Raw genomic sequence first — 25,766 nt, forward strand, 5'->3', positions numbered from 1 at the left:
GCAGGCAATAGATGGATATTCGGCATTTACGTTACTTCCTGGTGCTGGCGGAAGAGCTGCATTTTGGCCATGCGGCCAGACGTCTGCTGATCTCGCAGCCGCCGCTAAGCGTGAGCATTCGCCAGCTGGAAGAGAGCATCGGCGCACGGCTGTTTGAGCGCAGCCACCAGCAGGTGCGGCTGACCGACGCCGGGCAGGCGCTGATCCCGGCGGCCCGGGCGCTGATTGCCGGCATGAACACCGCGATGGAGCAGGTACGCGATATCAGCAATGGGGTGACCGGCCACCTGCGAGTCGGATTTGTCGGCGCGCTGCTCTATCAGGGATTGCCCGCGCTGCTGCAACGCTTTCAGCAGCAGAGGCCAGGATTGCGGCTGAGCCTGCTGGAGCTGAACACCCGCGAACAGCTGAGCGACCTGCTGCACGGTGGCCTCGACGTGGGCTTTGTCCATCACTGTCAGCTGCCGGCCGGCATTGCGGCGCAGCGCTTTTCCCGCGACCGCATCGCCCTGTGTCTGCCGCAGCAGCACCCGCTGGCAGGCCAGCCGAAGGTCGGTTTAACCCAGCTGCGCGGGGAACACTTTGTGGTGTTCTCCCGCGCGCTGTCGCCGTTTTACTACGATCGCATTCAGTCGCTGCTGCTTGCTGCCAGTATCGACGCGGATGCCCGCTGTGAAGCGCGCCACTGGCTGAGCGTCATTGCGCTGGTGGCAAAAGGATTTGGCGTGGCGCTGGTGCCCGCCAGCCTGGAACATGCGGCGATGGCCGGGGTGACATTTGTGCAGCTCGACTGTGCTGTCACGCAGTCTGAGGGCTGGTGCGTATGGAAAAAGGACGATCCGCGTCCGCTGCTGGCGGCGCTAACGGCCATGCTGCCGCCGCACCTGGCTGAAGATGGCGAACGGGGCCAGTAGATCCTCTCACATCATTATCCAGGGCTGCCGCGTAGCCTGCCCGGGTGCCGCACCGCGTAATCTCTAAAAGCCGTGTTTTGCTGCAGAGCCACACTCCCCTCCTCTTCTGCTCCGGCTAAAACGGCCACGCCTGGCCACGGACAGCGGATGCCGTTTCACCATCTCTTTCACCCGCTCAACGATATGCTGGCCGATAGGGATCGCCGACGTGGCCGCCGGGGACGGTGCATTACACACGTGCAGGGTGCGTTCGCTGGCGACAAACAGAAAGTCGTCGATCAGTTTGCCGTCGGCAGAGACCGCCTGCGCCCTGACCCCCGCCGGGTACGGCTGCAGGTCGGCCAGTTGCAGGCTGGGGCAGTACTTCTGTACCTGCCGCAGATAGCCCTGTTTGAAAAACGAGTTTTTCATCTCGTTGATGCCCAGTGAGAAATTTTGTTTCAGCAGTTTGCGCACTCCCGCATTACACGCCATTTCGAACAGGTCCCGGCAGCTGATGGCGCTTTTCCGGTAGCCTTCGCGACGCCAGGCCAGTACCGCATTCGGCCCGACGGTGACGCCGCCATCAATGGTGCGCGTCAGGTGAATGCCGAGGAAAGGCACGGCCGGGTCCGGGATCGGGTAAATCAGATGATTAACGAAGTGGTTGTGCTGGGCGTCGAGGCGGAAATATTCGCCACGGAACGGGCAGATGATAAAACCCGGTTCGATGCCCAGCATGCTCACCAGGCGATCTGCCATCAGACCCGAGCAGGCAATCAGATAGCGGCTGGCCAGCTCCTCCTGTGCGGTTACCAGGGTGACGCGGTCAGCCTCTTCACGCAGCCCGAGGATCTCCGTCTGCAAACGTATCTCCCCACCGGCTTCGGTGAACACCCGCGCCATAGCAACGGTAACCTTATGGTAGTCAACGATGCTGCTGGAGGGTACGAATATCCCGCCGAGACCGGTGATATTCGGCTCGCGCCTGGCAAGCTCACCGGCCGAAAGCCACTCGCGCTCCAGTCCGTTAGCTTTGCTGCGCTTCCACAGCGCTTCCATCCGTTCCATCTCCAGCGGCGTGGTGGCCACCAGCATCTTGCCGCACTGCAGCCAGGGAATCTTCTGCGCGGTGCAAAAGGCTTTGGTCGCCTGGTTTCCCGCCAGGCAGAAATGTGCCTTAAGGCTACCGGGCTTGTAATAGACCCCGGCATGGATCACCCCGCTGTTATGGCCGGTCTGGTGCTGTGCAAGGCGGCGCTCTTTTTCCAGCACCACAATACGGGCATCCGGGTAACAGGAGATAAGCTGCATGGCGGTGGAGATGCCGACAATTCCTCCGCCGGCAATCGCGAAATCATACATACGATGATGCCCCTCAGTGCCTGGCGGCCACTATTGCCCGCACAGCGGAGTGAAGTAGCCACGCTGGCGCATCAGCTCGCGCCGCAGATCGGGATGCGGGGTAAACCGATCGCGGCCATGCAGCCAGAAATGATTGTTGATCAGCAGGAGACTGCCCACCGGCACCGGGAGGGCGAATTTGGCCGGGCTGTTCTCCAGCGCGTCTGACAGATCGGCCAGCCAGTTCCCCTCGCTGAAGTCCCGCGGCTGCACAAACTGATCGATATAGCTCATCACCGGGCGGCCGCACTCGTCGGTGCTGAAAATCGGGTGATAAACGTTTTGCGGAGCATTCTTACTCGGCGGCGAGGCCCAGCGCATACTACGGCGGGCCAGCGGGTGGTGAAAAAAGGTTTCCAGCTGCGGCCAGTCGTCCAGATGCAACAGCAGCGAGTCGCCACCCTGCATGTTCTGCTCGTCAATTTTCATCATCATCACGTAGTCGGTGGCTTGCTCGACATAGGTGCCGTCGTTGTGCAGCTCCAGCGGTTTATCCGGCTTACGCAGGTAGCTGTCAGAGCTGTCGACATTTTTCACCACGAAGCGCGCGTAATACTGCCCGCTCATCGAATCGAAGTTGGAGCGACCAATAAGATGGGCAATTGCCGTGGCCAGCCGCACCATATCGTCGGCCTGTTCCACCTGATTAAGCCCATCGGCGGCGATTAGCAAGGCTCCCTGCTCGCGGCCCAGTAAGGTGGTTAACAACAGCGGGCGCAGCTGACCGCCACACAGTTCGTCCAGAATTTTAGCAACGCGAAAACGCAGCATCGACTTGTACTCCAGCGCCTGCACCGGCCAGCTGCTGCACTGTTGCAGAAAGCGTTGCGTCAGCTCAGCGCTGAAACGCAGTTGGAGCAAACGGCAGGAAACGGCAGAGACGGATAACGACACGCCGGGGATCGGCGGTTTTTGCTGGCGTCTGACGGGGGTTAAGGTTCCCATGATGGAGTTCTCCTGAATGGTCGTGGGCGGCAGGCGGCGGCCTGTGCAGACAATCGCAGGTTATATCGACGTTTTTCAGCATGAGCGACATTTGATGCGCAGCACCAAAGCAAAAACCCCAGTCTCTTTCGAGACTGGGGTTTGAATTTGATGGTGGAGGAACAGAGATTCGAACTCTGGAACGGTTTCCCGTCGACGGTTTTCAAGACCGTTGCCTTCAGCCACTCGGCCATCCCTCCACGCTATCAGTCTGCGAACACATCCGCTAACTGATGGAGCGAAGTATAGGGAGTATTGGACACGTTGCCAAGTAAAATTTTCTCTAGTTTGTTGATTTAATGAACATTTAGATTCAGGTGCTGATTAAAGCGCCGTTATGCGCAAATTCACATCACGATCGGGTTATTCTGACGTCAGCCGGGCAAATCCGCGCCGGGAGGATGCAGGGTCGCAGGGTCGCAGGGTCGCAGGGTCGCAGGGTCGCAGGGTCGCAGGGTCGCAGGGTCGCAGGGTCGCAGGGTCGCAGGGTCGCAGGGTCGCAGGGGCAATGCTGACGGAGCAGGCTTCAGCAAGCCAGTTATTTTTCCTGCACAAAACAAAACGGGCCAGCTTGCGCTGACCCGTTGAATTTGATGGTGGAGGAACAGAGATTCGAACTCTGGAACGGTTTCCCGTCGACGGTTTTCAAGACCGTTGCCTTCAGCCACTCGGCCATCCCTCCACGTTGGGGCGCACTATAAACATCCCCCTGCGGCTTGTAAAGTTGATTTTTCTGCCAGTGAGCAAAAAAAAGCGATCCGGCTATCGACTGCTGCAAAAAACGCCGGATTGATGATAAATAAAGCGGGCAAGCGAGTAAAGAAGGGTAAAACGCCTTTTCCTGACGGAAGCCTCTCTTTATGCTCGTTTTTATTTATTGGACCTTGAGAGGTGCTTTATGGATCGCCTTGTTACTTCCGCCAGTGATAGCTCGCTGCTCAGTACCCACCGGGTATTACGTAATACCTACTTTCTGCTTGGGCTGACGCTGGCGTTTTCAGCGTTCACCGCCACCATGAGTACGGTGTTTGCGCTGCCTGCGCCGGGCTTTATTCTGATGCTGGTTGGTTTCTACGGACTGATGTTCCTGACCTATCGTCTGGCTAACAGCCCGGCGGGGATTCTGGCCGCCTTTGCCTTTACCGGCTTCCTTGGCTACTGCCTGGGGCCGATGCTGAACAGCTTCCTGTCCGCGGGTATGGGTGACGTGATTGGCCTGGCGCTTGGCGGTACGGCGCTGGTGTTCTTCTGCTGTTCGGCCTATGTACTGACCACGCGTAAGGATATGTCGTTCCTGTCAGGTATGCTGATGGCGGGCTTTGTGGTGCTGCTGGTGGCGGTCGTCGCCAACATTTTCCTCAACATCCCTGCTCTGCATATGGCGATCAGCGTGCTGTTTATCCTGTTCTCCGCCGGCGCAATCCTGTGGGAGACCAGCAACATCATTCACGGCGGCGAAACCAACTACATTCGCGCTACCGTTAGCCTGTACGTTTCAATCTACAACATCTTTGTCAGCCTGCTGAGCCTGCTGGGTATGTCACGCAGCAACTAAGCCTTACGGCGCAAGATCCGGCCCCGCCTCGTGCGGGGCTTTCTGTTTAGTGCGGCTGAGTTTTGCTACACTGCGCGCCGCAAAACAAGACGTGGGGCAACAGAGTGCAATTTAACGGTAAAGAGATCGAACGCGATGCGGAAGGCTACCTGAAGGTGGTCACCGACTGGGATGAAGCGCTGGCACCGCTGCTGGCCGCCGAAGAGGAGATCGCGTTAAGCGAGGCACACTGGGAAGTGGTCCGCTTTGTGCGGGAGTTTTATCTGCAGTTCAATACCTCCCCCGCCGTACGCATGCTGGTCAAGGCGATGGTGCAGAAATATGGTGAAGAGAAAGGCAACAGCCGCTATCTGTTCCGCCTGTTCCCTAAAGGCCCGGCCAAACAGGCCACCAAAATTGCCGGCCTGCCCAAGCCCGCCAAATGCCTGTAATACGCACCCGCGAGGTAACCCCCCTACATGCGCGTAAGCGGAAGAAGTAACAGCCTGACTTATACGCTGTAGTAACAATTCCCTGAGTGCAGCCGCACGCCCTCTGCCGGGTGCGGACGCGCAGCGTTACCCGGTGGTGAAACCGCTGGGTAGCGCATTGCCGACGTGCGGCTCCACCAGCACCTTATCGACCCGTGCGCTGCGCGGGCCACCCGCCTGTAACCACGCCAGCAGTGCATCCAGCTGTTCAGTTTCGCCGCAGGCGAGCACCTCCACGCTGCCGTCATCAAGATTATTCGCGTAGCCGCGCAGCCCCAGCCGCAGCGCTTCACTCCGCGTGCTGTAACGAAACCCGACGCCCTGTACCCGGCCGTGCACCCACATTTTTCGAGCCTCAATCGCCATTTTTCCTCCTTACCCCGGCAGCGATTGCTTTTTGGCAACCGGCACCGGACAATACCCGTCGATCTTTCTGAATATAAGCATAGCAAATATGACCGTTCGTTTAATTCTTGCCAAAGGGCGTGAAAAGTCCTTACTTCGTCGCCATCCGTGGGTCTTTTCCGGCGCGGTTGCCCGCCTGGAAGGTAAAGCCAGTTCGGGTGAAACCATTGACGTCTGCGACAGCCAGGGAAAATGGCTGGCGCGTGCCGCCTGGTCTCCCGAATCACAGATCCGCGCCCGCGTCTGGAGCTGGGACGCAGATGAATCCATTGATATCGACTTCTTCGTCCGTCGCCTGCAGGCGGCCCAGCGGCTGCGCGACTGGCTGGCGGTACGTGACGATCTCGACAGCTACCGGATTATCGCCGGGGAATCTGACGGTCTTCCGGGCGTCACCATTGATCGCTTCGGCAACTTCCTGGTATTACAGCTGCTATCCGCCGGTGCGGAATACCAGCGCGCCGCGCTGATCACCGCACTGCAAACCTGCTACCCTGGCTGTGCCATTTACGACCGCTCTGACGTCAGCGTGCGTAAAAAAGAGGGGCTGGATATGACGCAGGGCGTGGTGCTGGGCGACACCCCGCCAGCGCTACTGCCGATTACCGAACACGGTATGAAACTGCTGGTCGACATTCAGACCGGCCACAAAACCGGCTATTACCTCGATCAGCGCGACAGCCGTCTGGCGACCCGCCGTTACGCAAAAGACGGTCGTGTGCTGAACTGCTTCTCCTACACCGGCGGCTTCGCCGTTTCCGCGCTGATGGGCGGCTGCAGCGAAGTGATCAGCGTCGATACCTCACAGGACGCGCTGGACGTTGCGAAACAGAACGTTGAGCTGAACGGGCTGGACCTGTCTAAGGCGCAGTTTGTGCGTGATGACGTGTTTAAACTGCTGCGCCGCTACCGCGACGAAGGTGAAAAGTTTGACCTGATCGTGATGGACCCGCCGAAGTTCGTTGAAAATAAAAATCAGCTTATGGGCGCCTGCCGCGGTTATAAAGATATCAACATGCTGGCGATGCAGCTGCTGAATCCGGGCGGCACGCTGCTGACCTTCTCCTGTTCCGGCCTGATGACCACCGACCTGTTCCAGAAGATTGTCGCTGACGCCGCGATTGATGCCCGCCGTGAAGTGCAGTTTATCGAGCAGTTCCGCCAGGCGGCCGATCACCCGGTGCTGGCCAGCTACCCGGAAGGGCTGTACCTGAAAGGATTTGCCTGCCACGTTCTGTGACTTGAAAAAAGGTTGTCCTGCCCCGATATTATGTTCAGGGCAACTTTTTCAGGAGGTCATGATGATTGCCAGCAAATTCGGTATTGGCCAGCAGGTGCGTCACCAGCTGCTGGGTTTCCCTGGCGTGGTGGTGGACGTTGACGCGGAGTACTCGCTGAAAGATCCGGCGGTCACCGAGATCGACGGTTACGATGCGTTTCGCACCGCACCCTGGTATCACGTGGTGATGGAAGATGACGAGGGCCAGACGGTGCACACCTATCTGGCTGAGGCGCAGCTTTCGTGGGAAGCCCCGGATGACCATCCCGGGCACTCCTCCCTTGATGAACTGGCCGCCTCGGTGCGTCAGCAGCTAAGCGCGCCTCACCTGCGTAACTAAGTCCGGCCCCGCGATCGGCGGGGCCGGATTTCAGGCGCTTTTCAGCAGCCCCAGCCGCGGTATCTCTACCTTCGGGCAGCGATCCATTATTACCTTCAGTCCGGCGTCAGCCGCCAGTACACCCGCCTGTTCATTGATCACCCCAATCTGCAGCCACAGCGTTTTAGCGCCAATGGCGATCGCTTCCTGCGCTACCCCCCACGCGGCTTCAGAATTGCGGAATACGTCAACCATGTCTACCGGCTGCGGAATATCGGCCAGCCTGGCGTACGCCTTCTGCCCCAGCAGCTCCTTTCCCGCCAGCTTCGGGCTGACCGGGATCACCTGATAGCCCTGCGCCAGCAGAAACGCCATCACGTGGTAACTGGCGCGCGCCGGATTGTCACTGGCCCCCACCAGCGCAATGCTGCGGGTGGTATTCAGCACGTCAGTAATCGTTTGATCGCTCATCTAAGGTCTCCATTTGCTGATAAAGCGTGTCAGAGAGTGTGGCTGACACGGGCGACGCCATCCGGGGATCGCCGATCCCGGTTGTGCGTTTTATGATATATAGCACGATTAAATATTTTAAAATGTTAATATGCTGCCATACTGAAAGACTTTGATACATTCGAATTTATGCCGTCGCTGACCGGGCTGGAGAAACAATGAAGTTGTATAAGGTTATCACCGGGTTGGTCATGATGCTGGTTGCCGCCGCGGTACCCGCCACCACGTTAAAACTCTCCCCTGAACTGGACCTGCTGGTGCTTGACGGGCGCCGGATTTCAGGATCTCTCCTGAAAGGCGCCGACGGGCTGGAACTGGAACGTGGTGAACATCAGCTGCTGTTCCGCCTGGAAAAAAACCTTAATCCGCTGGCCCACCAGCGCGACACCTGGCGCTCAGCGCCACAGATCGTCACCTTTATCACCAACAGCCGCTCGGTAGTGATCCAGTTCCCGGCGATCGGTACGCCACACGACGGCAGGGCCTTTGATAAAAAGCCGCAGTTCAGGTTGGTCGATGAGCAGGGTAATGAAATAGCCAGCAAGCGCGACCGGCTGCTGCAGCCGATCAACGGCGATGCGGAACAGGTGATGATCCAGTACAACCTCACCGGTAAAATTGCCTCGGTGCCGCGTTTCGCACAGTCAGGGCAGCGTTCAGCGCTGGCCGGCCCACCGGCCGCAGAGATGGCCGACAGCCACAGCGCCGCCGAGCGTATGTTGCACCTGTGGTATCAGCAGGTGGACTCCGCCACCCGCCAGCGTTTTGTGATGCTGCTGAAGGCGCTGCATACCAGTTGATCCCGCTTTGCCGCTGGCGCTACACTCAACTCCCTGTTTGACCTGATAATAACATCACCCTCTTTGCTCACAGGAAAGTTGAATGGACCAGACAACCCGTACCCTCGCGCCGAGTAAACATATTGCGCTGGTGGCGCATGACCACTGTAAAGACACTCTGATGCAGTGGGTAGCCGCCCACAAAACGCTGCTGCAGCACCATACGCTTTACGCTACCGGCACCACCGGCAATCTGGTGCAGCGCGCTACAGGACTGCCGGTCACCGCCATGCTCAGCGGCCCGATGGGCGGCGATCAGCAGGTGGGTGCGCTGATTTCAGAAGGCAGGATCGACGTGCTGATCTTCTTCTGGGACCCACTTAACGCGGTACCGCACGATCCTGACGTTAAGGCCCTGCTGCGGCTGGCCACCGTCTGGAACATTCCGGTGGCCACCAACCTGGCGACGGCCGACTTCATTATCAGTTCACCGCTGTTCTCCGGCGAGCTGGCCATTCAGATCCCAGACTACGAGCGTTACCTGCAGCAACGTCTGAAGTAACGCCCGCTGACGTCAGGGTTTTCTCAGCTGCGGAACGCCCTGACGAATTAACTCTGCAACAAAGGCCGAAGGCTGCTGGCGATCGACCATCAGCCACACCTGGTGACGGGCGCGGGTCAGCGCCACGTAGGCCAGCCGCCGCTCTTCCGCATCCGGGAAATCTTCTGCCTGGGGTAGCAACGCCGCCTCCATTACCGATTCGCGTGCCGCGGCCGGGAAGCCCTCTTTACCCGCGCTCAGCCCCAGCAGGATCACGTAATCCGCCTGCTGCCCCTTACTGGCATGAATGGTCATAAAATCCAGCGTCAGATTAGGCCAGCGGGTCGCAGCCTTATCGAGCAACGGCGGCCGCAGATAGTGATAGCGCGCCAGCAGCAGCACTCGTTCGCCACTTTTTACGTAACCGCTCATTTTATTAATCAGCGCTTCCAGCTGGTCATCCGGCAGCAGCTGTACCGCTTTAGCACCGCCCTTCGTCAGGCTGTTGAGCGGCTTTTTTAACTGATGCGGGTTGCTCTGCACAAAGCGGTTGGCCACCTCGCCGATGCGCTGGTTAAAGCGGTAGGTGGTGTCGAGCACGCAGCGATCACCTTCACCAAAGTAGTGATGGAACGCGGTGGTCAGGGTCATCTCGGCGCCGCTGAAGCGGTAAATTGCCTGCCAGTCATCACCGACGGCAAACAGCGTGGTCTGGCTGTTCTGCCGCCGCAGCGCAGACAGCAGCGCGGCCCGCTGCGGGGAGATATCCTGAAACTCATCGACGAGGATATGCTTCCACGGGCTGACAAAACGGCCTTTTTCCAGAATATTGACCGCCTGATGGATCAGGCCGGCGAAATCCACCGCCCCCTCCTCCTTCAGCGCGTTTTTCCACGCTTTCAACAGCGGCGCCATCAGCCGGATACGTTTGCTGAACAGATCGCGCACCGCTTCCGGCGCGCTGTCGATCATCGCCGCCTGCGCGCCGCCGTGCGTGCGCATCAGCCCCAGCCAGCGGTCGAGCCGGCTGGCCAGTTTTTTAGCCAGCCGGTCATCCTGCCAGAAACTGCCGTCGTCCAGCTGCCACTCCAGCTCATCGGTCAGCCACTGCCGCCAGCCGCTGGCCTGCGCCTTCTTCTCGCTGCACTGCTGACGCCAGGCGTCGATAAGCAGCCGATGGCGGGCGTCGGTATCGCTTTCAAGACGGCTGACCTTCGGGGACTTCTTGCTGCCCTGCTGAATAATGAGCAGCGCCAGCGAATGGAAGGTGCGGGCTTCAATCTCGTCGCTGTGCAGCCGTTCACTGATGCGCGCGTTCATCTCCTGCGCCGCCTGGCGGCCGAAGGCCAGTAGCAGGATCTGGCTGGCGACCGCCTGCTTACGCAGCAGCAGCCAGCCGGCTCGCGCCACCAGCACCGAGGTTTTACCGCTGCCCGCTCCGGCCAGCACCAGCACCGACTCCTCGCCGTTGACCACCGCCCGCGCCTGTGCATCATTCAGCGGCGAGCTCTCCACACCGTCGAAGAAATCAGCGTACTGCTGCAGCATGCGCCGGGTCCATGCACCGTTACGCGTCTGCCGCTGGCTCTCGCTGTCCTGCAGCCACCGCAGGCAGTACTCATAGGGCTCGCTGCAGGCGTCAAAGTCCATCAGACGGTCAACGGGCAGCGGCAGGGCGGCAAAGGTGTCAGCAATCTGCTGTTGAAAGCTGCTGATATCCGCCCGTTTCAGCCAGCGGTCCTGCTGTTCCAGCTCGCGCAGACGTCCGGCCTGCGCCTCCAGCACGACGGCGGCAATGCCGCTCATCTCTTCGCTCCACTGCTGCCACGCCTGGCTGAAGTAGTGGAAGAAACGCTGAGTTTCACCCCATTCGGTACCGTGTAAACGCACCACTTTGTCATCCGGCAGGGAGAATTCCAGCTCTCCCCACACCAGCCCACGCTTGCACCTGACGGCCAGAAGCTGGTTAAACGGGATAACGTACTCATGCTTTTCGCCGCTCACCTCGACGCCCGCGTTCAGCAGCCGCACGCGATTATAGGGATGCTGTGCCAGATGTTTGCCCAGCGACGTTGCTTTCAGTTCCATTCCGGTGCCCCTGGGCTGCGGTTATTTTCTTCTGACGACAGTTTAACGGGCGCGGCGATACCGCTCCAGTGCTAAAACACGTTACAATCAAGCGATTGTCCTGACACCCTGTCTGAGAAGGAGCCCCGCGATGCGCGCAGTTCTCAATATTCTGAATTTTGTTCTTGGTGGCTTTCTGACCACGCTATCCTGGCTACTGGCCACCGTAGTCAGCATTATCTTCATCTTCACGCTGCCGCTCACCCGCTCCTGCTGGGAGATCACCAAACTGTCGCTGCTGCCTTTTGGCAACGAAGCCGTTCACGTCGATGAACTTAATCCGGGCGGCAAAAGCGCGCTGCTCAACTCCGGCGGCACGCTGCTGAATATCCTGTGGTTTATCTTTTTCGGCTGGTGGCTGTGCCTGATGCATATTATGGCGGGTATCGCGCAGTGCATCACTATTATTGGCATTCCGGTTGGTATCGCCAATCTGAAAATCGCGGCCATTGCGCTGTGGCCGGTAGGCCGCCGCGTGGTGTCGGTCGAGGTGGCCCGCGCCGCGCGCGAAGCCCGTGCGCGCGGACAGTTCCGCTAAGATCCGGGAATGACTGCACTCATCACCCGCGGGCTGCACCGCTACGCTTTCAATACCAGCTGGCTGTATAACCTGCGCATTACCCTGGCGCTGGCCGGCACCGCGGCGCTGCCGTGGTGGCTGGATCAGATTAGCTGGACCATTCCGCTGACCCTTGGTGTGGTGGCGGCGGCGCTGACCGACCTCGACGATCGCCTGAGCGGCAGGTTGCGTAATCTGCTGATCACCCTGACCTGTTTCTGCATCGCCTCGGTCTCCGTGGAGCTGTTATTCCCCCATCCGTGGCTGTTTGTGGTCGGACTGGCGATCTCCAGCTGGGGATTTATTTTACTGGGTGCACTGGGGCCGCGTTACGCCACAATCGCCTTTGGCGCCGTGCTGATCGCTATTTATACCATGCTTGGCATCAACCTGTTTGAGCAGTGGTATCTGCAGCCGCTGCTGCTGCTGCTGGGGGCCGTGTGGTACAACCTGCTGACCCTGAGCGGACACCTGCTGTTTCCGATCCGCCCGCTGCAGGATAATCTATCCCGCTGCTTCAGCCAGCTGGCGCAGTACCTGGAAGCGAAAGCCAGCCTGTTTGACCCGGACCTGGAGCAGGATGACCGCCAGGCGCTGATAGCCGTAGCGATGGAGAACAGCAAACTGGTGGCTGTGCTAAACCAGGCGAAAAGTTCGATTCAGTCGCGCCTGCGCGGCGATCGGGGCCAGCGCGGCACCCGGCGCACGCTGCACTTCTATTTTGTCGCGCAGGATATACACGAACGCGCCAGCTCGTCGCACGTGCAGTACCACCACCTGCGTCAGTCATGGGGGGCCAGCGATATCCTGTTTCGCTTCCAGCGTCTGCTGACGCTGCAGGCACGCGCCTGTGAGCAGCTGTCGCAGGCGATCCTGCTACGCGTGCCCTACCAGCACGATGTGCGCTTCGAGCGGATGTTCCACAACCTCAACGCCACGCTGGCGCGTCTGGACGGCCAGCAGCCGGACAGCACCGAGCTGCAGGCGATGCACTATCTGCTCAATAACCTGAAGGCGATCGACGCCCAGCTGGCCACGATTGAGTCCGAACAGAGCCCGCCCGGCACAGCGCCGTCCGATCAGCGGCTGTCCAGCGACGGGCTGACCGGCTGGGGGGATATCCGCCTGCGGCTCAGCCGCCATCTCAGCCCGGAATCTCCGCTGTTTCGCCATGCAGTGCGCCTGTCGCTGCTGCTATGCACCGGCTATGCCTTTATTCAGCTGACCGGGCTGCAGCATGGTTACTGGATCCTGCTGACCAGCCTGTTCGTCTGCCAGCCCAACTACAGCGCCACGCGCCGAAGGCTGACGTTGCGTATTCTCGGTACGCTGGCAGGCATCGCCATTGGTCTGCCCCTGCTGTGGCTGGTTCCCTCCACCGAGGGGCAACTGCTGCTGATCGTGCTGTTCGGCGTGCTGTTTTTTGCCTTCCGCACCGTGCAGTACGCACATGCCACCCTGTTTATCACCCTGCTGGTGCTGTTCTGCTTCAACCTGCTGGGCGAGGGCTTTGAGGTGGCGCTGCCGCGCATCATCGATACCCTGCTGGGCTGCGGTATTGCCTGGCTGGCGGTGATGTTTATCTGGCCTGACTGGCGATTCCGCCGGCTGCCCGTCGTGGCACAGCGCACCCTGAACGCCAACTGCCGCTATCTGGATGCGATTCTGGTGCAGTATCATCAGGGTAAAGATAACCGGCTCGACTATCGTGTGGCCCGGCGCGATGCGCACAATGCGGACGCCGAGCTGGCATCGGTGGTATCCAGCCTGTCAGCCGATAACAAAAGCGACCGGGCATTGCGGGAAGCGGCGTTTCGACTGCTGGGCCTGAACCATCTGTTCCTCAGCTATATTTCCGCACTGGGCGCGCACCGTGAACGGCTGGAAAGCGACGAGATGCTGCAATTGCTGGATGATGCCGTCTGCTATGTCGATGACATTCTGCACGCGGACGTCGCCAGTGAAGACCGCGCGCAGAGGATGATCGACAATCTCGCCGAGCGTATTCAACACCAGGAGAGCCAGGTTAATACCAAAGAGCCGCTGGTGCTGCAGCAGGTCGGTTTACTGGTCGATCTGCTGCCTGAAATTGCCCGGCTTAACAGGCATCTCGCCAGCCGTTAACGGCCCAGACCGGTTATCGCCGATCGCGCTGCGCATTCATGTAAAACCAGATGCGCAGCTCCTCCTTCACCGCACGCGGCAGGGCTTCGTAATGGCGGCCGACAATTGCCCCCTCCAGCGCGAGGAGTGCGGCAAGGCCAAGGTTTTTATTGCAGGCCCGTAGTTTCAGCCAGCACTGTTTCGCTCCCTGCTGACGAAGATGGTTGATGGTATAAATACCCACCTGGCGCAGCAGCATCTCCATACGAAACCCCATATTGGGCAGATCTTTGATCCGCCGGTTGCTGATGCGCGCCTCGCGCTGCCGCTGGGCACCTTTCAGGCACAGGCTGGAGAGCGCCACCAGTTGATCGCTGTCCGACCAGAGCGCGTTGTCTACCCGATAGTAGTTCATCTCAACCGGCACGCCGCGCTTATGCATACTTAGCGGCACCATTTTACGTTCCGCGATGTAGGGCTGCACCTGCTCACAAGCCCGCAGGTAGAGTTCCCCCTCCGCCACCACCGCGAATACGGTCTTTTCTACCGAGAGACAATAGCCGCCAAATTGCGTGCGTGATTCCACGCAGCCCAGCGCGGCCAGACGCTGTTTGGTGGCTTCAATTCTATCCTTTGAACTTTTCATCATCATCCTCCGCGTAGCTTAAGAAAACTCTCACAACTTCCTTTAAATCAACGCACTGAGGATGCCGCTTCCCCTGTTACTCGTTCAATCAATAATTTAGATAACGCCGTTTTAGATTGCGATTTTGAGAGACGTCATCAAAAAATAAGGTTGATCTTTGCTCAGCAGCCATATACTGTACATTCATACAGTAACAACGTGAGCGAAGACATCATGCGTACTCATTCCCTGAAATCTCAGTCTGTTAACAGCACCTGGCATGGAGCAGCGCGCGGCACCCCCTCCCCTGCCTGCGCCAGCGGCATGGTCAGCGAACTGGTTTACAGTCAGAATCAACCCGGCATGACTCAGCTGTTACTTCTGCCGCTGCTGCAGCAACTGAGTACCCAGTCTCGCTGGCAGCTGTGGCTAAACCCGCAACAAAAGCTAAGCCGTCACTGGTTGCTGCAGTCAGGGCTGCCGTTGGAAAAAATGATGCAGGCCCCCCACTCAGGTTCGATTGCGACCGTGGAAGCGATGATCAAAGCGTTGCAAACCGGAAATTACAGTGTGGTGCTGGGCTGGTTTGATGAGGAAATATCAGAAATCGACCGGCAGCGGCTGGAGCACGCCGCCGGTTCAGGCCAGGCGCTTGGTTTAATTATGCGGCCAGAACGCTCAGTTTCTGCGCAGGAGAGACCGTTAAAAGGATTAAAAATTCACTCGAGTTTGTATCATTAAGTAAAAATAGGATTTTTCTCAGGATTTTTCGTTGTGCAATGCCGTGCGGGCCTCCGATTATGTCATACCGGGGCTCAGGGATGATTTGGCTGGGGATTTAGACCGTCATTCACCCTCAGAATTCACTCGGAAATGTTAAAAGTTTTGTAAGAAACGCCCTTTTTTTGCTGAGTGGCCTCACATCTTACTTGTAAGTTTGCCGGTACGTTGTAGACTTTATCTCGCCAGGGTGCTCAAAAACCTCCTTTTTTGGAAGAGTCATAAATGAGCTCATAGCCCGGCAAGGATAACCAAAGAGCTTATTTTAAGCTCATTGCCTATTTGGATGATAACGAGGCGCAAAAATGAAAAAGACAGCTATCGCAATTGCAGTGGCACTGGCTGGCTTCGCTACCGTAGCGCAGGCCGCCCCTAAAGATGACACCTGGTACACCGGTGCTAAACTGGGCTGGTCTCAGTACCATGACACAGGTTACTACGGTAACGGTTACGAAAACAACAATGGTCCTACCCACGAAAATCAGCTGGGCGCGGGTGCATTCGGTGGTTATCAGGCTAACCAGTACCTGGGCTTCGAGCTGGGTTATGACTGGCTGGGCCGTATGCCTTACAAAGGCACCGTGACCAATGGCGCATTCAAAGCGCAGGGCGTGCAGCTGGCAGCTAAACTGAGCTACCCAGTGCTGGACAACCTGGACGTGTACACCCGTCTGGGTGGTATGGTATGGCGTGCAGACTCCACTCAGAAACGTTCTGATGGCAGCCGCATCTCTGACCACGACACCGGTGTTTCTCCACTGGCCGCGGTTGGTGTTGAATACGCACTGACCCCTGAGTGGGCTACCCGTCTGGACTACCAGTGGACCAACAATATCGGCGACGCCGGTACTGTGGGCACCCGTCCTGACAACGCCTTGCTGAGCGTAGGTGTTTCTTACCGCTTCGGTCAGGAAGAAGCTGCTGCACCGGTTGTTGCTCCGGCACCAGCCCCGGCTCCAGTTGTTGAAACCAAGCGTTTCACTCTGAAGTCTGACGTGCTGTTCAACTTCAACAAATCTACCCTGAAGCCAGAAGGCAAGCAGGCTCTGGATCAGCTGTACACCCAGCTGAGCAACCTGGATCCGAAAGACGGTTCAGTAGTTGTTCTGGGCTACACCGACCGTATCGGTTCAGAGCAGTACAACCAGAAACTGTCTGAGCAGCGCGCTCAGTCTGTGGTTGACTACCTGGTCTCTAAAGGTATCCCGGCTAACAAAGTTTCTGCACGTGGCCAGGGTAAATCTAACCCGGTTACCGGCAGCACCTGTGACAGCGTGAAAGGCCGTGCGGCCCTGATCGACTGCCTGGCGCCAGACCGTCGTGTAGAGATCGAAGTTAAAGGCATCAAAGACGTTGTGACTCAGCCACAGGCTTAAGTCATCCCGTGATGCAAAAAAACCCCGCTCTGCGGGGTTTTTTATTGTCCTGATTTTGTGCAGTACGGGCGATACCTGCATCGGGTTAACGTACCGTTCCTGACGTTACTCCGGTTTGCCAAGCATATCCTTTAGTCCCTGCTTCAGTGAAGACATCTGGCTGGCGTACTCTTCTTTGCGTTCGGCATCTTCAATCAGCTGCACGATGGTTTCCGACAGCGTGCTGTCACGACGCTGGGCCAGACCGGCAAGGCGCTGCCAGACAAGATACTCCAGATCGATGGATTTCTTACGCGTGTGCTGATGTTCCGCATTGAAATGACGCTTGCGGCGGGCGCGGATGGTCTGTTTCATCCGGTTTTCAAGCAGCGGATTGATGTGTGCAGCAATCCAGTTGGCGACGTCAACCGGCCGGTTCTCCATCGCCAGCAGCTCCTCCACCACCGCCTGGGCGGCGCTCTGCTCAATATAACGCGTGATCAATTCTCCCTCGCGGTGTTTTTTCACCAGGTACTTCCATTTCCACCCGCTTTCAAGATTTTCCAGTTGCTGATATTTCATCGGAATCTCATGCTGATCACATAACGACTTAAGAATAACAGCTTTTTTTCATCTGGCAGTAAAGAAAACCGACGAGGTGAGATGAATAATGTGTCTGCCGCCGCGTAAGCGCATGTCTGCGGTGCTTAACAGGCTGAATTATTGTATAATGCTGCTTTTATTCCAATGTGAAAAATACGATAACTTTGACCAGCAACCAACTCGAGTGGCGTGCCCTACAGCCCGATACTGAACGCTTTCAACATCTTCTTTCCCAGGACGTTGTTGCCGATGCAGAGTGCTTTGCCTCGGTACAGTCGCGCCTGTTTAATGGCCTGAACCTGTTCCTGCAAACCCCGGCAAAAGTACCGCTTATGCTGGTTAAATGTGCCGAAAGTGCTGAATATCTGGCTTTACTGCACCGTATCCTCTCCTCCCTGCACGAGGATGAACCGGGTGCGCTGTATGGTGGTTCTTATCAGATCGACGGTACGACCGTTCACTGGCATCCGGCACAGAGCACCGGCGAGCCGTTCGCCAGTGAAGGCGGCGTCCATTGCGCCGACTGGATTGAAGCCGAGCAGCTGTTTGGCTGCGTGCGCCAGTACCAGGGCAACGTCCAGCTGACGCCGGGGCTGGTTCACCAGGCCAACGGCGGTGTGCTGATCCTGTCGCTGCGCACGCTGGTGGCACAGCCGCTGCTGTGGATGCGGCTGAAGCAGATGCTGACCACCGGCCAGTTCATCTGGTACTCGCAGGATGAAACCCGCCCGCTGCCGTTGGCGATACCCGCGATGCCGTTGAGTTTCCGCCTGCTGCTGATCGGCGAACGCGACGTGCTGGCCGATTTCCAGGAGATCGAGCCGGAACTGGCCGCGCAGGCGCTGTACGCTGAATTTGAAGAAAATATTCAGCTGGCGGAAGATGAAGAGTTCAGCCAGTGGCAACAGTGGGTGACCGGTATCGCTCAGGATCTGGGCTATGAGGCCCCGGCTGCCGACTTCTGGCCGTTACTGGTGCGTGAAGGCGCGCGTTACACCGGCGATCAGGATACGCTGCCGCTCGATCCCCTGTGGCTGACCAGCCAGTTGCAGGAGGCCGCCCTGTACAGTGAGGCCGGCCTGCTCAGCGGTGAAAACCTCAGCGACGCGTTGACCACCCGCGAATGGCGTGAAGGCTTCCTTAGTGAGCGGATCCGTGATGACATCCTGCTCGATCAGATCCTGATTGAAACCGAGGGTGAGGCCGTTGGCCAGATTAACGCCCTGTCGGTGATCGAATTTCCCGGCCATCCGCGGGCGTTTGGCGAACCGTCACGCATCAGCTGCGTGGTACACATCGGCGACGGTGAGTTCACCGACGTTGAGCGCAAGGCCGAGCTGGGCGGTAATATTCACGCCAAGGGCATGATGATCATGCAGGCGTGGCTGATGGCCGAACTGGACCTGGATCAACAACTGCCCTTCTCGGCGTCGATTGTGTTTGAACAGTCCTACGCCGAAGTGGACGGTGACAGCGCCTCGCTGGCTGAACTCTGCGCGCTGGTCAGTGCCCTGGCAGACCAGCCGATCAATCAGCAGATTGCGGTCACCGGCTCCGTAGACCAGTTTGGCCGCGTGCAGCCGGTCGGCGGCCTGAATGAAAAAATTGAAGGCTTCTTCGCCATCTGCAACCAGCGCACCCTGTCAGGCAGCCAGGGGATTATCATCCCGACGGCCAACGTGCGTCATCTCTCGTTACAGCAGGAGGTGGTGGACGCGGTGCGTGAGGGTAAATTCCACCTGTGGGCCGTCTCAGGCGTGGAAGAGGCGCTGCCGCTGTTAACCGGCGTGGAGTGGTATAAAGAGAAGCAGCCCTGCCTGCTACAATCCATTCAGGAGCGTATCGCACAATTTAACCTGCCAGACGCGCGTCAGCGCCCCTGGCCGCTGCGCTGGTTAAACTGGTTCAACCAGCGCTGACAGGGCTTGCTCAGCTTACACGTGTTCGCTAAACTTCGTGCTTCATTAAAATAAGGCTTATAGAGAATATGGTAGATAAACGCGAATCCTATACAAAAGAAGACCTGATCGCTTCTGGTCGCGGTGAACTGTTCGGTGCTGAAGGCCCGCCACTGCCGTCCGGCAATATGCTGATGATGGACCGTGTAGTTAAAATGACCGAAGACGGCGGTAACTACGGTAAAGGCTTCGTGGAAGCAGAGCTGGATATCAATCCGGACCTGTGGTTCTTCGGCTGCCACTTTATCGGCGATCCGGTGATGCCTGGCTGCCTCGGCCTTGATGCCATGTGGCAGCTGGTTGGCTTCTACCTCGGCTGGTTAGGCGCTGAAGGTAAAGGCCGCGCGCTGGGCGTGGGCGAAGTGAAATTTACCGGTCAGGTGCTGCCGACCGCGAAGAAAGTCTCTTACCGCATCCACTTCAAACGCGTGATCAACCGCAAGCTGGTAATGGGCGTGGCAGACGGTGAAGTGCTGGTTGACGGTAACGTTATTTATACAGCCACCGACCTGAAAGTGGGCCTGTTTAAAGACACCACCGCGTTCTGATAGTTTTGCCCCCGCGTTCACCCCCGGCAGAAGATTGCCGTGCCGGGTAAACCGCGGGGTATAAAACGAAAACCTCCGCTTAAGCGGAGGTTCATTCCTTTTCTGTGAACAGGGGTTACGCGTTAACCGTCCTGTCCTCCATGGCCTGTCGCCAGCCTCCCAACCAGTGAGATCGTGCATCCAGTAATTGGTATGGACACATCTCTTTAGAGCGCCCGGTAATGCCGGCCTGATAACCTCTTGAATGTGCCCGATCCAGGCGATCTCGTTTCTGTCTCTTCATGCCGCGTTTCCCTCATCTGAGTCTTGGAATCTGGTGGAAAGAAAACAGTGGTTAGATTGTGCGCAACCACAGGACAGTTTTACCCCGGCTAAAATGAAAGATCAACGCGCAATTTTCACGCCAGCGTCATAATAGTGACGTAAAAAAATCGTAATCAGCGTGACTTTTTTTAGCGAAAAGCACCCTAACCTGCTGACGGGACGAAAAAAAACCTTTGATTCTGAAAATTCTGAATTTTCAAAAATCAAAGGCTTAGGCACTAAGTAATGATTTTAATTAAGGTTTTGCAGCAATCGCATTAGCCATCTGCCGGCTGGCCTGCAGCCAGCCCTGCGCGAGCGTACGCACCATCGCGTCATAGCCATCCTCCGGCTGCGGCAGGGTAATGGCGAAGCTCTGCCGGCGCAGCTGTCCATCATGCTCCAGCACCCAGGCACCGCTGACCACTACGTGGCCATCATAACGGCCCTGGAAGCCGGTCACCGTCACGTTAAGCGTATCGTGGTCCGCCGCGGGCTGAGTGGTGGTCACCAGCGCGCCGGGTAACGCGGCGCTCAGGTTGCTGACCAGCGTCTGCTGCAGCTGCTGATCCAGCGGGCTGGCCCACAGGTTGCTGCTGGCAATCACGTACTGCACGTCGCTGGTCTGGTAAACCACGCCGTTGCCCGCCAGAGAATCGGGCACCGCAACGTGTTCAACCCACAGCGGGCGCATCTGCGCCTGACTGCTAACCGCGGTACCAGCTACCGTCAGGTTTGGCAGCTGGTAGTAACGGGTCTCGCTGGTGCTGCTACAGGCGGTCAGCACCAGTGCCAGCGCAACCGGCATCCATTTCATCATTATTTCGCCCTCTTCGGCTGTGGGTCTTCGCCAGGTTTGGCCTCAAATACCAGCGCGTTGCTCTTGCTGTTCAGCGTGCGTAATACCGGCTGCAGCTCGCGCAGCACCTGGTCAAGACGCTGCATATCGCCGACCATCTTATTGTAAACCGGTGAGCCCGGCTGGAAGCCTTTCATGCTGCGGTTCAGCTCACGCAGCGTGCCCTGCATATCGGCGGGCAGCTGCTGCATCGACTGGCTGGAGGTGATCTTGTTCAGATTATCCAGCGTTTTCTGCAGCTCGCGCAGCGTGCGCTGGCTCTCTTTCAGCGTACCGGTCGCCTCATTCACCATCGGGTTCAGCGGCAGCGCGTTGATCTTATCCAGTGATTCCATCAGCTTCTGCTGGATCTGCGCCAGGCCACCGCTGGTGGTCGGGATCAGCTCATAGTTAGCGAAAGTGGTCGGGCCGGTAACAGCTTTGGCGTTAGCGTAGAAATCCAGATCGACGTACAGCGAACCGGTCAGCAGGTTAGCAGACTTCATCGAGGCGCGCAGGCCGGATCGGATCCCGTCCTTAAGGTGCTCTTCGAAGTTAAAGTCGTCACCCAGCTGCTTGCGGAAACGGTCCGGTTCGATGCGGATCAGCACCGGGATGCGGTAGTCGTTGTTCAGGCGCTGCGCGATGCCCGGCGCGGTAAACGGCACTTCTGCCACGGTACCCAAACGAATGCCGCGGAACTCCACCGGCGCCCCGGCCTGCAGGCCGCGTACCGAGTCGTTGAAGAACAGCAGGAAGTCTTTATGGTCGGTATACAGCGAATCCTGGGTGCTGCGCTGGTCGTCGAACAGCTTGTATTCCGCCTTGTTCTGCGCCAGCTCTCCACGGTCCCAGCCGTCCGGGACGTCAAAGCTGACCCCGCCGCTGAACAGCGTAGTCAGCGAGCCCATCTCGACGCGCATGCCGTTCGCTGACATATCCACCGCGATACCGCTGTCCTTCCAGAAGCGCACGTTGGTGGTGATCAGGCGGTCATAGGGCGCGGCGACAAACAGCTGATAGGTCATCAGGCGTTTGTCGGCGTCAAAGGCGCTGGTCTCCACGGAGCCGACGCGGTAGCCGCGGAACAGCACCGGATCGCCGGCGTTAAGCTGTCCGGCCTTGCTGCTGTCCAGCGTAATACGAATACCCTTCGCATCCGGCGGTGCCAGCGGCGGCGCATCCAGCAGCTTATACTGCTCGGCACGTTCGCCTTTTGAACCCGGCTGCAGCTCGATATAGGCCCCGGAGAGCAGCGTGCCCAGCCCGGTGATGCCTTCACGGCCGATGGCTGGCTTCACTACCCAGAAGGCGCTGTCTTCGCGCAGCAGCTTTTCCATACCGGAATTCAGCCGCGCGGTGATCTCGACATGGTGCAGATCGTCGGTCAGCACGGCGCTTTCGACCACGCCAACGTCGACGCTGCGGCTTTTGATGGTGGTTTTCCCCCCTTCAATGCCCTCGGCGTTGGTGGTGATCAGCGTCACCAGCGGCCCCTGATGGCTGAAGTGGTAAAACAGGATCCAGGCACCGATCAGCACGGTGACGATCGGAATGATCCACACCGGTGACCAGCGTTTAATCTGATCTACCTTTGCGGTAGCGTGGTTATTGTCCGTCACGTGAAGACTCCTCAAGACTTTTTTCTCTGGTCCGATCCCAGATTAAGCGGGGATCAAAGGTAATGGCAGCAAACATGGTCAGGATCACCACCAGCGCAAACAGCAGCGCCCCGGTGGCCGGGTAAATACTCATCAGCCGCCCCATACGCACCAGCGCAGAGAGCACGGCAATCACGAACACATCGATCATCGACCAGCGGCCCACCAGCTCAACCAGCTCATAGATGCGGTGCATACGGTCGCTGTCTCGCGGTTTCATGCTGTGCCCGTTGGCATCCCAGCACAGCCAGGCTATCGCCAGCATTTTCAGCGACGGCACCATAATACTGGCGATAAAGATCACCAGCGCCACCGGATAAGAGCCATCGCTCCACAACAGGATCACCCCGGCCATAATGGTCGAGTTCATCTGAGTGCCCAGCGCTTCAGTGACCATAATCGGCAGCAGGTTAGCCGGAATATAGAGCACCAGCGAGGTAATCAGCAGCGCCATGGTCCACTGCAGGCTGTGCTTGCGCCGCGCATGCCCGTGCGTGCCACAGCGCGGGCAGATAGCGGTGTCGCTGGCCAGCACCGCGGTACAGCAGGTGCAGGAACGCAGACCCTGACGCAGACCGCTGATGGCCGGCACCGGTTTTGTAGGCAACAGCGGCAACGGCGCCACCTGCTGCCACAGCGTGCGCCTGTCGATGCACTGGAAAGCGCGCAGCTGAAGCAGGCAGAACAGGCACCAGGGCACGAAGCTGAGGCCAATGCCGATATCGCCGTAGGCCATCAGCTTGACGAAGCTGACCAGCACGCCGGCGAGGAAAATCTCCGCCATGCCCCAGCTTTTCAGCTGAAACAGCGTGCGCGCCAGCGTTTTTTTCAACGCTGGCGGCACCCGCAGCGGGTTAACCAGCAGCAGGATCGCCACCATGCACAGTGCAGGTACGCCCTGGACAAACAGCAGGAACAGCGTCGCCAGACTGCTGTAGTCCTCCGCAACCATAACCGAAGGGATACGCATCAGGGTAATTTCGCTGCTCAGACCGGCAACGTGCATATTGACGAAGGGAAAAAGGTTGGCCAGCAGCAGCATAAACAGCGCCGCCAGCGCATAGGCGGTTGGCCGCCTGCGCGGCTCAACCCAGTTCATTTGGAGTGTGGTATGACAACGCGGGCAGCTTGCTTTGCTGCCCGGCCGGAGTTCTGGCATTTGTGTCATCAGGTCACACTGCGGACAGAGCATCCAGTGATGCGCGTGGTGCGACGAACACATACCTGACCCTCGGTGAATTTAACTCACTGCCTTATTCGCCGTTACTTAACGACTCAAGGTATTCCCAGCGCTCAAAGGCCACTTCCAGCTCTTTTTCCGCAACGGCCAGCGCATCCAGTACCGGCTGCGTTACCTCACGGGGCTGATTGAAGAAACTGGCGTCCGCCACCTGCGCCTGGTAAGACTCCAGGGTGGCTTCCAGCGCTTCCATTTTCTGCGGCAGCTGCTCCAGCTCACGCTGTAGATTGTAGCTCAACTTTGCCACCGGTTTTTTGGCCGTTTCCGCTTTTACATTTTCCTGACGCGGCTGGGCGCTGCTGCCTTTAGTAACCGCACGGGTTTGTTTAAAGGCGCTGCGCTGCAGCTGGGCATCATGATAGCCACCAACGAAGGCACCGATCTCGCCGTTGCCTTCAAAAATCCAGCACTCGGTCACGGTGTTATCGACGAACTGACGGTCGTGGCTGACCAGCAACACGGTGCCCTGATAGCCGTCGATCAGCTCTTCCAGCAGCTCCAGCGTTTCAACGTCCAGGTCGTTGGTCGGTTCATCGAGGATCAGCAGGTTGCTTGGCTTGAGGAACAGGCGTGCCAGCAGCAGGCGGTTACGCTCACCGCCCGACAGAGCGCGCACCGGGGTCATTGCGCGCTTCGGATGGAACAGGAACTCCTGCAGGTAGCCCAGCACGTGGCGTGGCTTACCGTTGACCATTACCTCCTGCTTGCCTTCCGCCAGGTTGTCCATCACCGTCCGGTCCGGATCCAGCTCGGCACGGTGCTGGTCAAAGTAGGCCACTTCCAGCTTGGTACCGATATGTACACGGCCGCTGTCGGCCTTCAGCTGGTCGAGCATCAGCTTGAGCAGCGTAGTTTTACCACAGCCGTTCGGGCCAATCAGGGCAATTTTATCGCCGCGCTGTACCTGACGGGAGAAACCGTTCACCAGCTGTTTACCGTTGATGCCGTAAGCGACATCTTCCAGCTCAAAGACGATCTTGCCGGAGCGGCTCGCCTCTTCCACCTGCATGTTGGCTTTGCCCATAACTTCACGGCGTTCAGAACGTTCGCGACGCAACGCCTTCAGCGCACGTACGCGACCTTCGTTACGGGTACGGCGTGCCTTGATGCCCTGGCGGATCCACACCTCTTCCTGCGCCAGCTTGCGGTCGAATTCGGCGTTCTGCATCTCTTCAACGCGCAGCGCTTCCTCTTTGCTCAGCAGGTAAAGGTCGTAGTCGCCCGGCCAGGAGACCAGCTTACCGCGGTCAAGATCGACGATTCGCGTCGCCATATTGCGAATAAACGAACGGTCGTGAGAGATAAAGATAATGCTGCCCTGGAAGGTCTTCAGGAAGGTTTCCAGCCAGTCGATGGTCTCAATATCCAGGTGGTTGGTCGGCTCATCGAGCATCAGCACCTTCGGGTTGCTGACCAGCGCACGCCCCAGCGCCGCCTTACGCAGCCAGCCGCCGGAGAGCGATGACAGCTCAACGTCCGGCTCCAGACCGATCTGCTTGAGCACGTCGTGAATACGGCTCTCCAGCTGCCACAGGTTCTGGTGATCGAGGATGGTCTGCAGACGCGCCATCTCGTTGAGGTTCTTATCGCTCGGATCTTCCATCACCAGATGGGAAATCGCGTGATACGCCTTCAGGTGTTCAGCCTGCTCCTGCACGCCTTCGGCGACGAAATCATACACCGAGCCCTGCACGTTGCGCGGCGGATCCTGCTGCAGACGCGCAACGATCAAATCCTGCTCATAAATAATGCGCCCGTCGTCCAGCGGCTGTTCCCGGTTGATGATTTTCATCAGCGTGGATTTGCCGGCACCGTTACGCCCGACCAGACAGACGCGCTCGTTCTCTTCGATGTGCAGCTCAGTGTTATCCAACAGCGGCGCGTCGCTGAATGAGAGGTAAGCGCCATGAATACTGATTAATGACAT

Annotated in this window: 25 protein-coding genes and 2 tRNA genes; 13 read left to right on the plus strand and 14 right to left on the minus strand. The window is 58.3% G+C overall.

Features of this window, described 5'->3' with window-relative positions; all coding sequences use genetic code 11:
* Positions 1 to 11: 11 nt before the first annotated feature.
* The gene (locus tag GKQ23_RS16075) at positions 12 to 914 is read left to right on the plus strand and encodes a LysR family transcriptional regulator (protein ID WP_072166376.1); all 903 of its coding nucleotides are present in this window, start codon (positions 12 to 14) and stop codon (positions 912 to 914) included.
* A gap of 63 nt (positions 915 to 977) precedes the next feature.
* On the opposite strand, the gene lhgO is transcribed toward GKQ23_RS16075, so the two are convergent.
* The 4 genes from lhgO to GKQ23_RS16095 all read right to left on the minus strand — a co-directional run bounded on the left by lhgO (position 978) and on the right by GKQ23_RS16095 (position 3,963).
* The gene (lhgO, locus tag GKQ23_RS16080; RefSeq protein ID WP_212408850.1) at positions 978 to 2,258 is read right to left on the minus strand and encodes an L-2-hydroxyglutarate oxidase; all 1,281 of its coding nucleotides are present in this window, start codon (positions 2,256 to 2,258) and stop codon (positions 978 to 980) included.
* A 30-nt stretch (positions 2,259 to 2,288) separates the two neighbouring features.
* Positions 2,289 to 3,242 (minus strand): glutarate dioxygenase GlaH, encoded by a 954-nt coding sequence (gene glaH / locus GKQ23_RS16085; RefSeq protein ID WP_212408851.1) that lies wholly within the window; start codon positions 3,240 to 3,242, stop codon positions 2,289 to 2,291.
* Between the two features lie 151 nt (positions 3,243 to 3,393).
* Positions 3,394 to 3,481 (minus strand) — tRNA-Ser (locus GKQ23_RS16090).
* Between the two features lie 394 nt (positions 3,482 to 3,875).
* Positions 3,876 to 3,963 (minus strand) — tRNA-Ser (locus GKQ23_RS16095).
* 216 nt (positions 3,964 to 4,179) lie between these two features.
* Between GKQ23_RS16095 and yccA the strand changes: the two genes are divergently transcribed.
* Both yccA and tusE read left to right on the plus strand, forming a co-directional pair.
* Positions 4,180 to 4,836: an FtsH protease modulator YccA gene (gene yccA, locus GKQ23_RS16100; protein ID WP_056236813.1), complete on the plus strand. Its 657-nt coding sequence runs from the start codon at positions 4,180 to 4,182 to the stop codon at positions 4,834 to 4,836.
* Positions 4,837 to 4,940: 104 nt separating this feature from the next.
* Positions 4,941 to 5,267, plus strand: coding sequence for a sulfurtransferase TusE (tusE, locus tag GKQ23_RS16105; protein ID WP_212408852.1), 327 nt, complete (start codon positions 4,941 to 4,943; stop codon positions 5,265 to 5,267).
* Positions 5,268 to 5,393: 126 nt separating this feature from the next.
* On the opposite strand, the gene yccX is transcribed toward tusE, so the two are convergent.
* On the minus strand, positions 5,394 to 5,672 hold the full coding sequence (gene yccX / locus GKQ23_RS16110) for an acylphosphatase (RefSeq protein WP_056236816.1): 279 nt from the start codon (positions 5,670 to 5,672) through the stop codon (positions 5,394 to 5,396).
* 88 nt (positions 5,673 to 5,760) lie between these two features.
* Here yccX and rlmI point away from each other — a divergent pair, with 88 nt between their 5' ends.
* Both rlmI and hspQ read left to right on the plus strand, forming a co-directional pair.
* Complete coding sequence (rlmI, locus tag GKQ23_RS16115; RefSeq protein WP_056236817.1) at positions 5,761 to 6,951, plus strand: 23S rRNA (cytosine(1962)-C(5))-methyltransferase RlmI; 1,191 nt, start codon at positions 5,761 to 5,763, stop codon at positions 6,949 to 6,951.
* A gap of 61 nt (positions 6,952 to 7,012) precedes the next feature.
* The gene (hspQ, locus tag GKQ23_RS16120; protein WP_056236819.1) at positions 7,013 to 7,330 is read left to right on the plus strand and encodes a heat shock protein HspQ; all 318 of its coding nucleotides are present in this window, start codon (positions 7,013 to 7,015) and stop codon (positions 7,328 to 7,330) included.
* Between the two features lie 30 nt (positions 7,331 to 7,360).
* On the opposite strand, the gene GKQ23_RS16125 is transcribed toward hspQ, so the two are convergent.
* Positions 7,361 to 7,780: a CoA-binding protein gene (locus tag GKQ23_RS16125; protein WP_056236820.1), complete on the minus strand. Its 420-nt coding sequence runs from the start codon at positions 7,778 to 7,780 to the stop codon at positions 7,361 to 7,363.
* Between the two features lie 197 nt (positions 7,781 to 7,977).
* Between GKQ23_RS16125 and GKQ23_RS16130 the strand changes: the two genes are divergently transcribed.
* Positions 7,978 to 8,619, plus strand: coding sequence for a DUF2057 family protein (locus tag GKQ23_RS16130; protein WP_056236822.1), 642 nt, complete (start codon positions 7,978 to 7,980; stop codon positions 8,617 to 8,619).
* A gap of 82 nt (positions 8,620 to 8,701) precedes the next feature.
* Complete coding sequence (locus tag GKQ23_RS16135) at positions 8,702 to 9,160, plus strand: methylglyoxal synthase (RefSeq protein WP_212408853.1); 459 nt, start codon at positions 8,702 to 8,704, stop codon at positions 9,158 to 9,160.
* A 12-nt stretch (positions 9,161 to 9,172) separates the two neighbouring features.
* Here GKQ23_RS16135 and helD read toward each other — a convergent pair whose 3' ends face one another.
* Positions 9,173 to 11,227, minus strand: a complete 2,055-nt coding sequence (gene helD, locus GKQ23_RS16140) for a DNA helicase IV (protein ID WP_212408854.1) — start codon at positions 11,225 to 11,227, stop codon at positions 9,173 to 9,175.
* A gap of 130 nt (positions 11,228 to 11,357) precedes the next feature.
* Between helD and GKQ23_RS16145 the strand changes: the two genes are divergently transcribed.
* Both GKQ23_RS16145 and yccS read left to right on the plus strand, forming a co-directional pair.
* Complete coding sequence (locus tag GKQ23_RS16145) at positions 11,358 to 11,804, plus strand: YccF domain-containing protein (protein ID WP_101505598.1); 447 nt, start codon at positions 11,358 to 11,360, stop codon at positions 11,802 to 11,804.
* A 9-nt stretch (positions 11,805 to 11,813) separates the two neighbouring features.
* Positions 11,814 to 13,949 carry a YccS family putative transporter gene (gene yccS / locus GKQ23_RS16150; RefSeq protein ID WP_212408855.1) on the plus strand — a complete coding sequence of 712 codons (2,136 nt, stop codon included), beginning with the start codon at positions 11,814 to 11,816 and terminating at the stop codon, positions 13,947 to 13,949.
* A gap of 13 nt (positions 13,950 to 13,962) precedes the next feature.
* Here yccS and GKQ23_RS16155 read toward each other — a convergent pair whose 3' ends face one another.
* Complete coding sequence (locus tag GKQ23_RS16155) at positions 13,963 to 14,574, minus strand: TfoX/Sxy family protein (RefSeq protein ID WP_056237169.1); 612 nt, start codon at positions 14,572 to 14,574, stop codon at positions 13,963 to 13,965.
* Between the two features lie 213 nt (positions 14,575 to 14,787).
* Between GKQ23_RS16155 and sulA the strand changes: the two genes are divergently transcribed.
* Positions 14,788 to 15,294: an SOS-induced cell division inhibitor SulA gene (gene sulA / locus GKQ23_RS16160; protein WP_212411864.1), complete on the plus strand. Its 507-nt coding sequence runs from the start codon at positions 14,788 to 14,790 to the stop codon at positions 15,292 to 15,294.
* 344 nt (positions 15,295 to 15,638) lie between these two features.
* Positions 15,639 to 16,709 carry a porin OmpA gene (gene ompA, locus GKQ23_RS16165; RefSeq protein WP_056236830.1) on the plus strand — a complete coding sequence of 357 codons (1,071 nt, stop codon included), beginning with the start codon at positions 15,639 to 15,641 and terminating at the stop codon, positions 16,707 to 16,709.
* Between the two features lie 105 nt (positions 16,710 to 16,814).
* Here the strand turns inward: ompA and matP are convergent, their stop codons facing one another.
* Positions 16,815 to 17,270, minus strand: a complete 456-nt coding sequence (gene matP / locus GKQ23_RS16170; RefSeq protein ID WP_056236831.1) for a macrodomain Ter protein MatP — start codon at positions 17,268 to 17,270, stop codon at positions 16,815 to 16,817.
* A gap of 185 nt (positions 17,271 to 17,455) precedes the next feature.
* Between matP and GKQ23_RS16175 the strand changes: the two genes are divergently transcribed.
* Both GKQ23_RS16175 and fabA read left to right on the plus strand, forming a co-directional pair.
* Positions 17,456 to 19,210, plus strand: coding sequence for a Lon protease family protein (locus GKQ23_RS16175; protein ID WP_212408856.1), 1,755 nt, complete (start codon positions 17,456 to 17,458; stop codon positions 19,208 to 19,210).
* 68 nt (positions 19,211 to 19,278) lie between these two features.
* On the plus strand, positions 19,279 to 19,797 hold the full coding sequence (fabA, locus tag GKQ23_RS16180; protein WP_056236835.1) for a bifunctional 3-hydroxydecanoyl-ACP dehydratase/trans-2-decenoyl-ACP isomerase: 519 nt from the start codon (positions 19,279 to 19,281) through the stop codon (positions 19,795 to 19,797).
* A gap of 115 nt (positions 19,798 to 19,912) precedes the next feature.
* On the opposite strand, the gene rmf is transcribed toward fabA, so the two are convergent.
* The 5 genes from rmf to GKQ23_RS16205 all read right to left on the minus strand — a co-directional run bounded on the left by rmf (position 19,913) and on the right by GKQ23_RS16205 (position 25,766).
* Complete coding sequence (gene rmf / locus GKQ23_RS16185) at positions 19,913 to 20,080, minus strand: ribosome modulation factor (RefSeq protein WP_072166377.1); 168 nt, start codon at positions 20,078 to 20,080, stop codon at positions 19,913 to 19,915.
* Between the two features lie 276 nt (positions 20,081 to 20,356).
* Positions 20,357 to 20,920: a membrane integrity-associated transporter subunit PqiC gene (gene pqiC / locus GKQ23_RS16190; protein ID WP_212408857.1), complete on the minus strand. Its 564-nt coding sequence runs from the start codon at positions 20,918 to 20,920 to the stop codon at positions 20,357 to 20,359.
* Positions 20,920 to 22,560, minus strand: a complete 1,641-nt coding sequence (gene pqiB / locus GKQ23_RS16195) for an intermembrane transport protein PqiB (protein ID WP_056236838.1) — start codon at positions 22,558 to 22,560, stop codon at positions 20,920 to 20,922. The genes pqiC and pqiB overlap by 1 nt, the downstream gene beginning before the upstream one ends.
* Positions 22,547 to 23,821, minus strand: coding sequence for a membrane integrity-associated transporter subunit PqiA (pqiA, locus tag GKQ23_RS16200; RefSeq protein WP_212408858.1), 1,275 nt, complete (start codon positions 23,819 to 23,821; stop codon positions 22,547 to 22,549). The genes pqiB and pqiA overlap by 14 nt, the downstream gene beginning before the upstream one ends.
* Before the next feature lie 31 nt (positions 23,822 to 23,852).
* Positions 23,853 to 25,766: an ABC transporter ATP-binding protein gene (locus GKQ23_RS16205; protein WP_056236842.1), complete on the minus strand. Its 1,914-nt coding sequence runs from the start codon at positions 25,764 to 25,766 to the stop codon at positions 23,853 to 23,855.

This window comes from Erwinia sp. E602 (genome assembly GCF_018141005.1).
Classification (GTDB): Bacteria; Pseudomonadota; Gammaproteobacteria; order Enterobacterales; family Enterobacteriaceae; genus Erwinia.

What these genes read in the sequence shown, in the direction of transcription:
- GKQ23_RS16075 (WP_072166376.1), top strand. Translation starts at nt 12, where the DNA reads ATGGATATTCGGCATTTACGTTACTTCCTGGTGCTGGCGGAAGAGCTG.
- lhgO (WP_212408850.1), bottom strand. Translation starts at nt 2,258, where the DNA reads ATGTATGATTTCGCGATTGCCGGCGGAGGAATTGTCGGCATCTCCACC.
- glaH (WP_212408851.1), bottom strand. Translation starts at nt 3,242, where the DNA reads ATGGGAACCTTAACCCCCGTCAGACGCCAGCAAAAACCGCCGATCCCC.
- yccA (WP_056236813.1), top strand. Translation starts at nt 4,180, where the DNA reads ATGGATCGCCTTGTTACTTCCGCCAGTGATAGCTCGCTGCTCAGTACC.
- yccX (WP_056236816.1), bottom strand. Translation starts at nt 5,672, where the DNA reads ATGGCGATTGAGGCTCGAAAAATGTGGGTGCACGGCCGGGTACAGGGC.
- rlmI (WP_056236817.1), top strand. Translation starts at nt 5,761, where the DNA reads ATGACCGTTCGTTTAATTCTTGCCAAAGGGCGTGAAAAGTCCTTACTT.
- hspQ (WP_056236819.1), top strand. Translation starts at nt 7,013, where the DNA reads ATGATTGCCAGCAAATTCGGTATTGGCCAGCAGGTGCGTCACCAGCTG.
- GKQ23_RS16125 (WP_056236820.1), bottom strand. Translation starts at nt 7,780, where the DNA reads ATGAGCGATCAAACGATTACTGACGTGCTGAATACCACCCGCAGCATT.
- GKQ23_RS16130 (WP_056236822.1), top strand. Translation starts at nt 7,978, where the DNA reads ATGAAGTTGTATAAGGTTATCACCGGGTTGGTCATGATGCTGGTTGCC.
- GKQ23_RS16135 (WP_212408853.1), top strand. Translation starts at nt 8,702, where the DNA reads ATGGACCAGACAACCCGTACCCTCGCGCCGAGTAAACATATTGCGCTG.
- helD (WP_212408854.1), bottom strand. Translation starts at nt 11,227, where the DNA reads ATGGAACTGAAAGCAACGTCGCTGGGCAAACATCTGGCACAGCATCCC.
- GKQ23_RS16145 (WP_101505598.1), top strand. Translation starts at nt 11,358, where the DNA reads ATGCGCGCAGTTCTCAATATTCTGAATTTTGTTCTTGGTGGCTTTCTG.
- yccS (WP_212408855.1), top strand. Translation starts at nt 11,814, where the DNA reads ATGACTGCACTCATCACCCGCGGGCTGCACCGCTACGCTTTCAATACC.
- GKQ23_RS16155 (WP_056237169.1), bottom strand. Translation starts at nt 14,574, where the DNA reads ATGAAAAGTTCAAAGGATAGAATTGAAGCCACCAAACAGCGTCTGGCC.
- sulA (WP_212411864.1), top strand. Translation starts at nt 14,788, where the DNA reads ATGCGTACTCATTCCCTGAAATCTCAGTCTGTTAACAGCACCTGGCAT.
- ompA (WP_056236830.1), top strand. Translation starts at nt 15,639, where the DNA reads ATGAAAAAGACAGCTATCGCAATTGCAGTGGCACTGGCTGGCTTCGCT.
- matP (WP_056236831.1), bottom strand. Translation starts at nt 17,270, where the DNA reads ATGAAATATCAGCAACTGGAAAATCTTGAAAGCGGGTGGAAATGGAAG.
- fabA (WP_056236835.1), top strand. Translation starts at nt 19,279, where the DNA reads ATGGTAGATAAACGCGAATCCTATACAAAAGAAGACCTGATCGCTTCT.
- rmf (WP_072166377.1), bottom strand. Translation starts at nt 20,080, where the DNA reads ATGAAGAGACAGAAACGAGATCGCCTGGATCGGGCACATTCAAGAGGT.
- pqiC (WP_212408857.1), bottom strand. Translation starts at nt 20,920, where the DNA reads ATGATGAAATGGATGCCGGTTGCGCTGGCACTGGTGCTGACCGCCTGT.
- pqiA (WP_212408858.1), bottom strand. Translation starts at nt 23,821, where the DNA reads ATGTGTTCGTCGCACCACGCGCATCACTGGATGCTCTGTCCGCAGTGT.
- GKQ23_RS16205 (WP_056236842.1), bottom strand. Translation starts at nt 25,766, where the DNA reads ATGTCATTAATCAGTATTCATGGCGCTTACCTCTCATTCAGCGACGCG.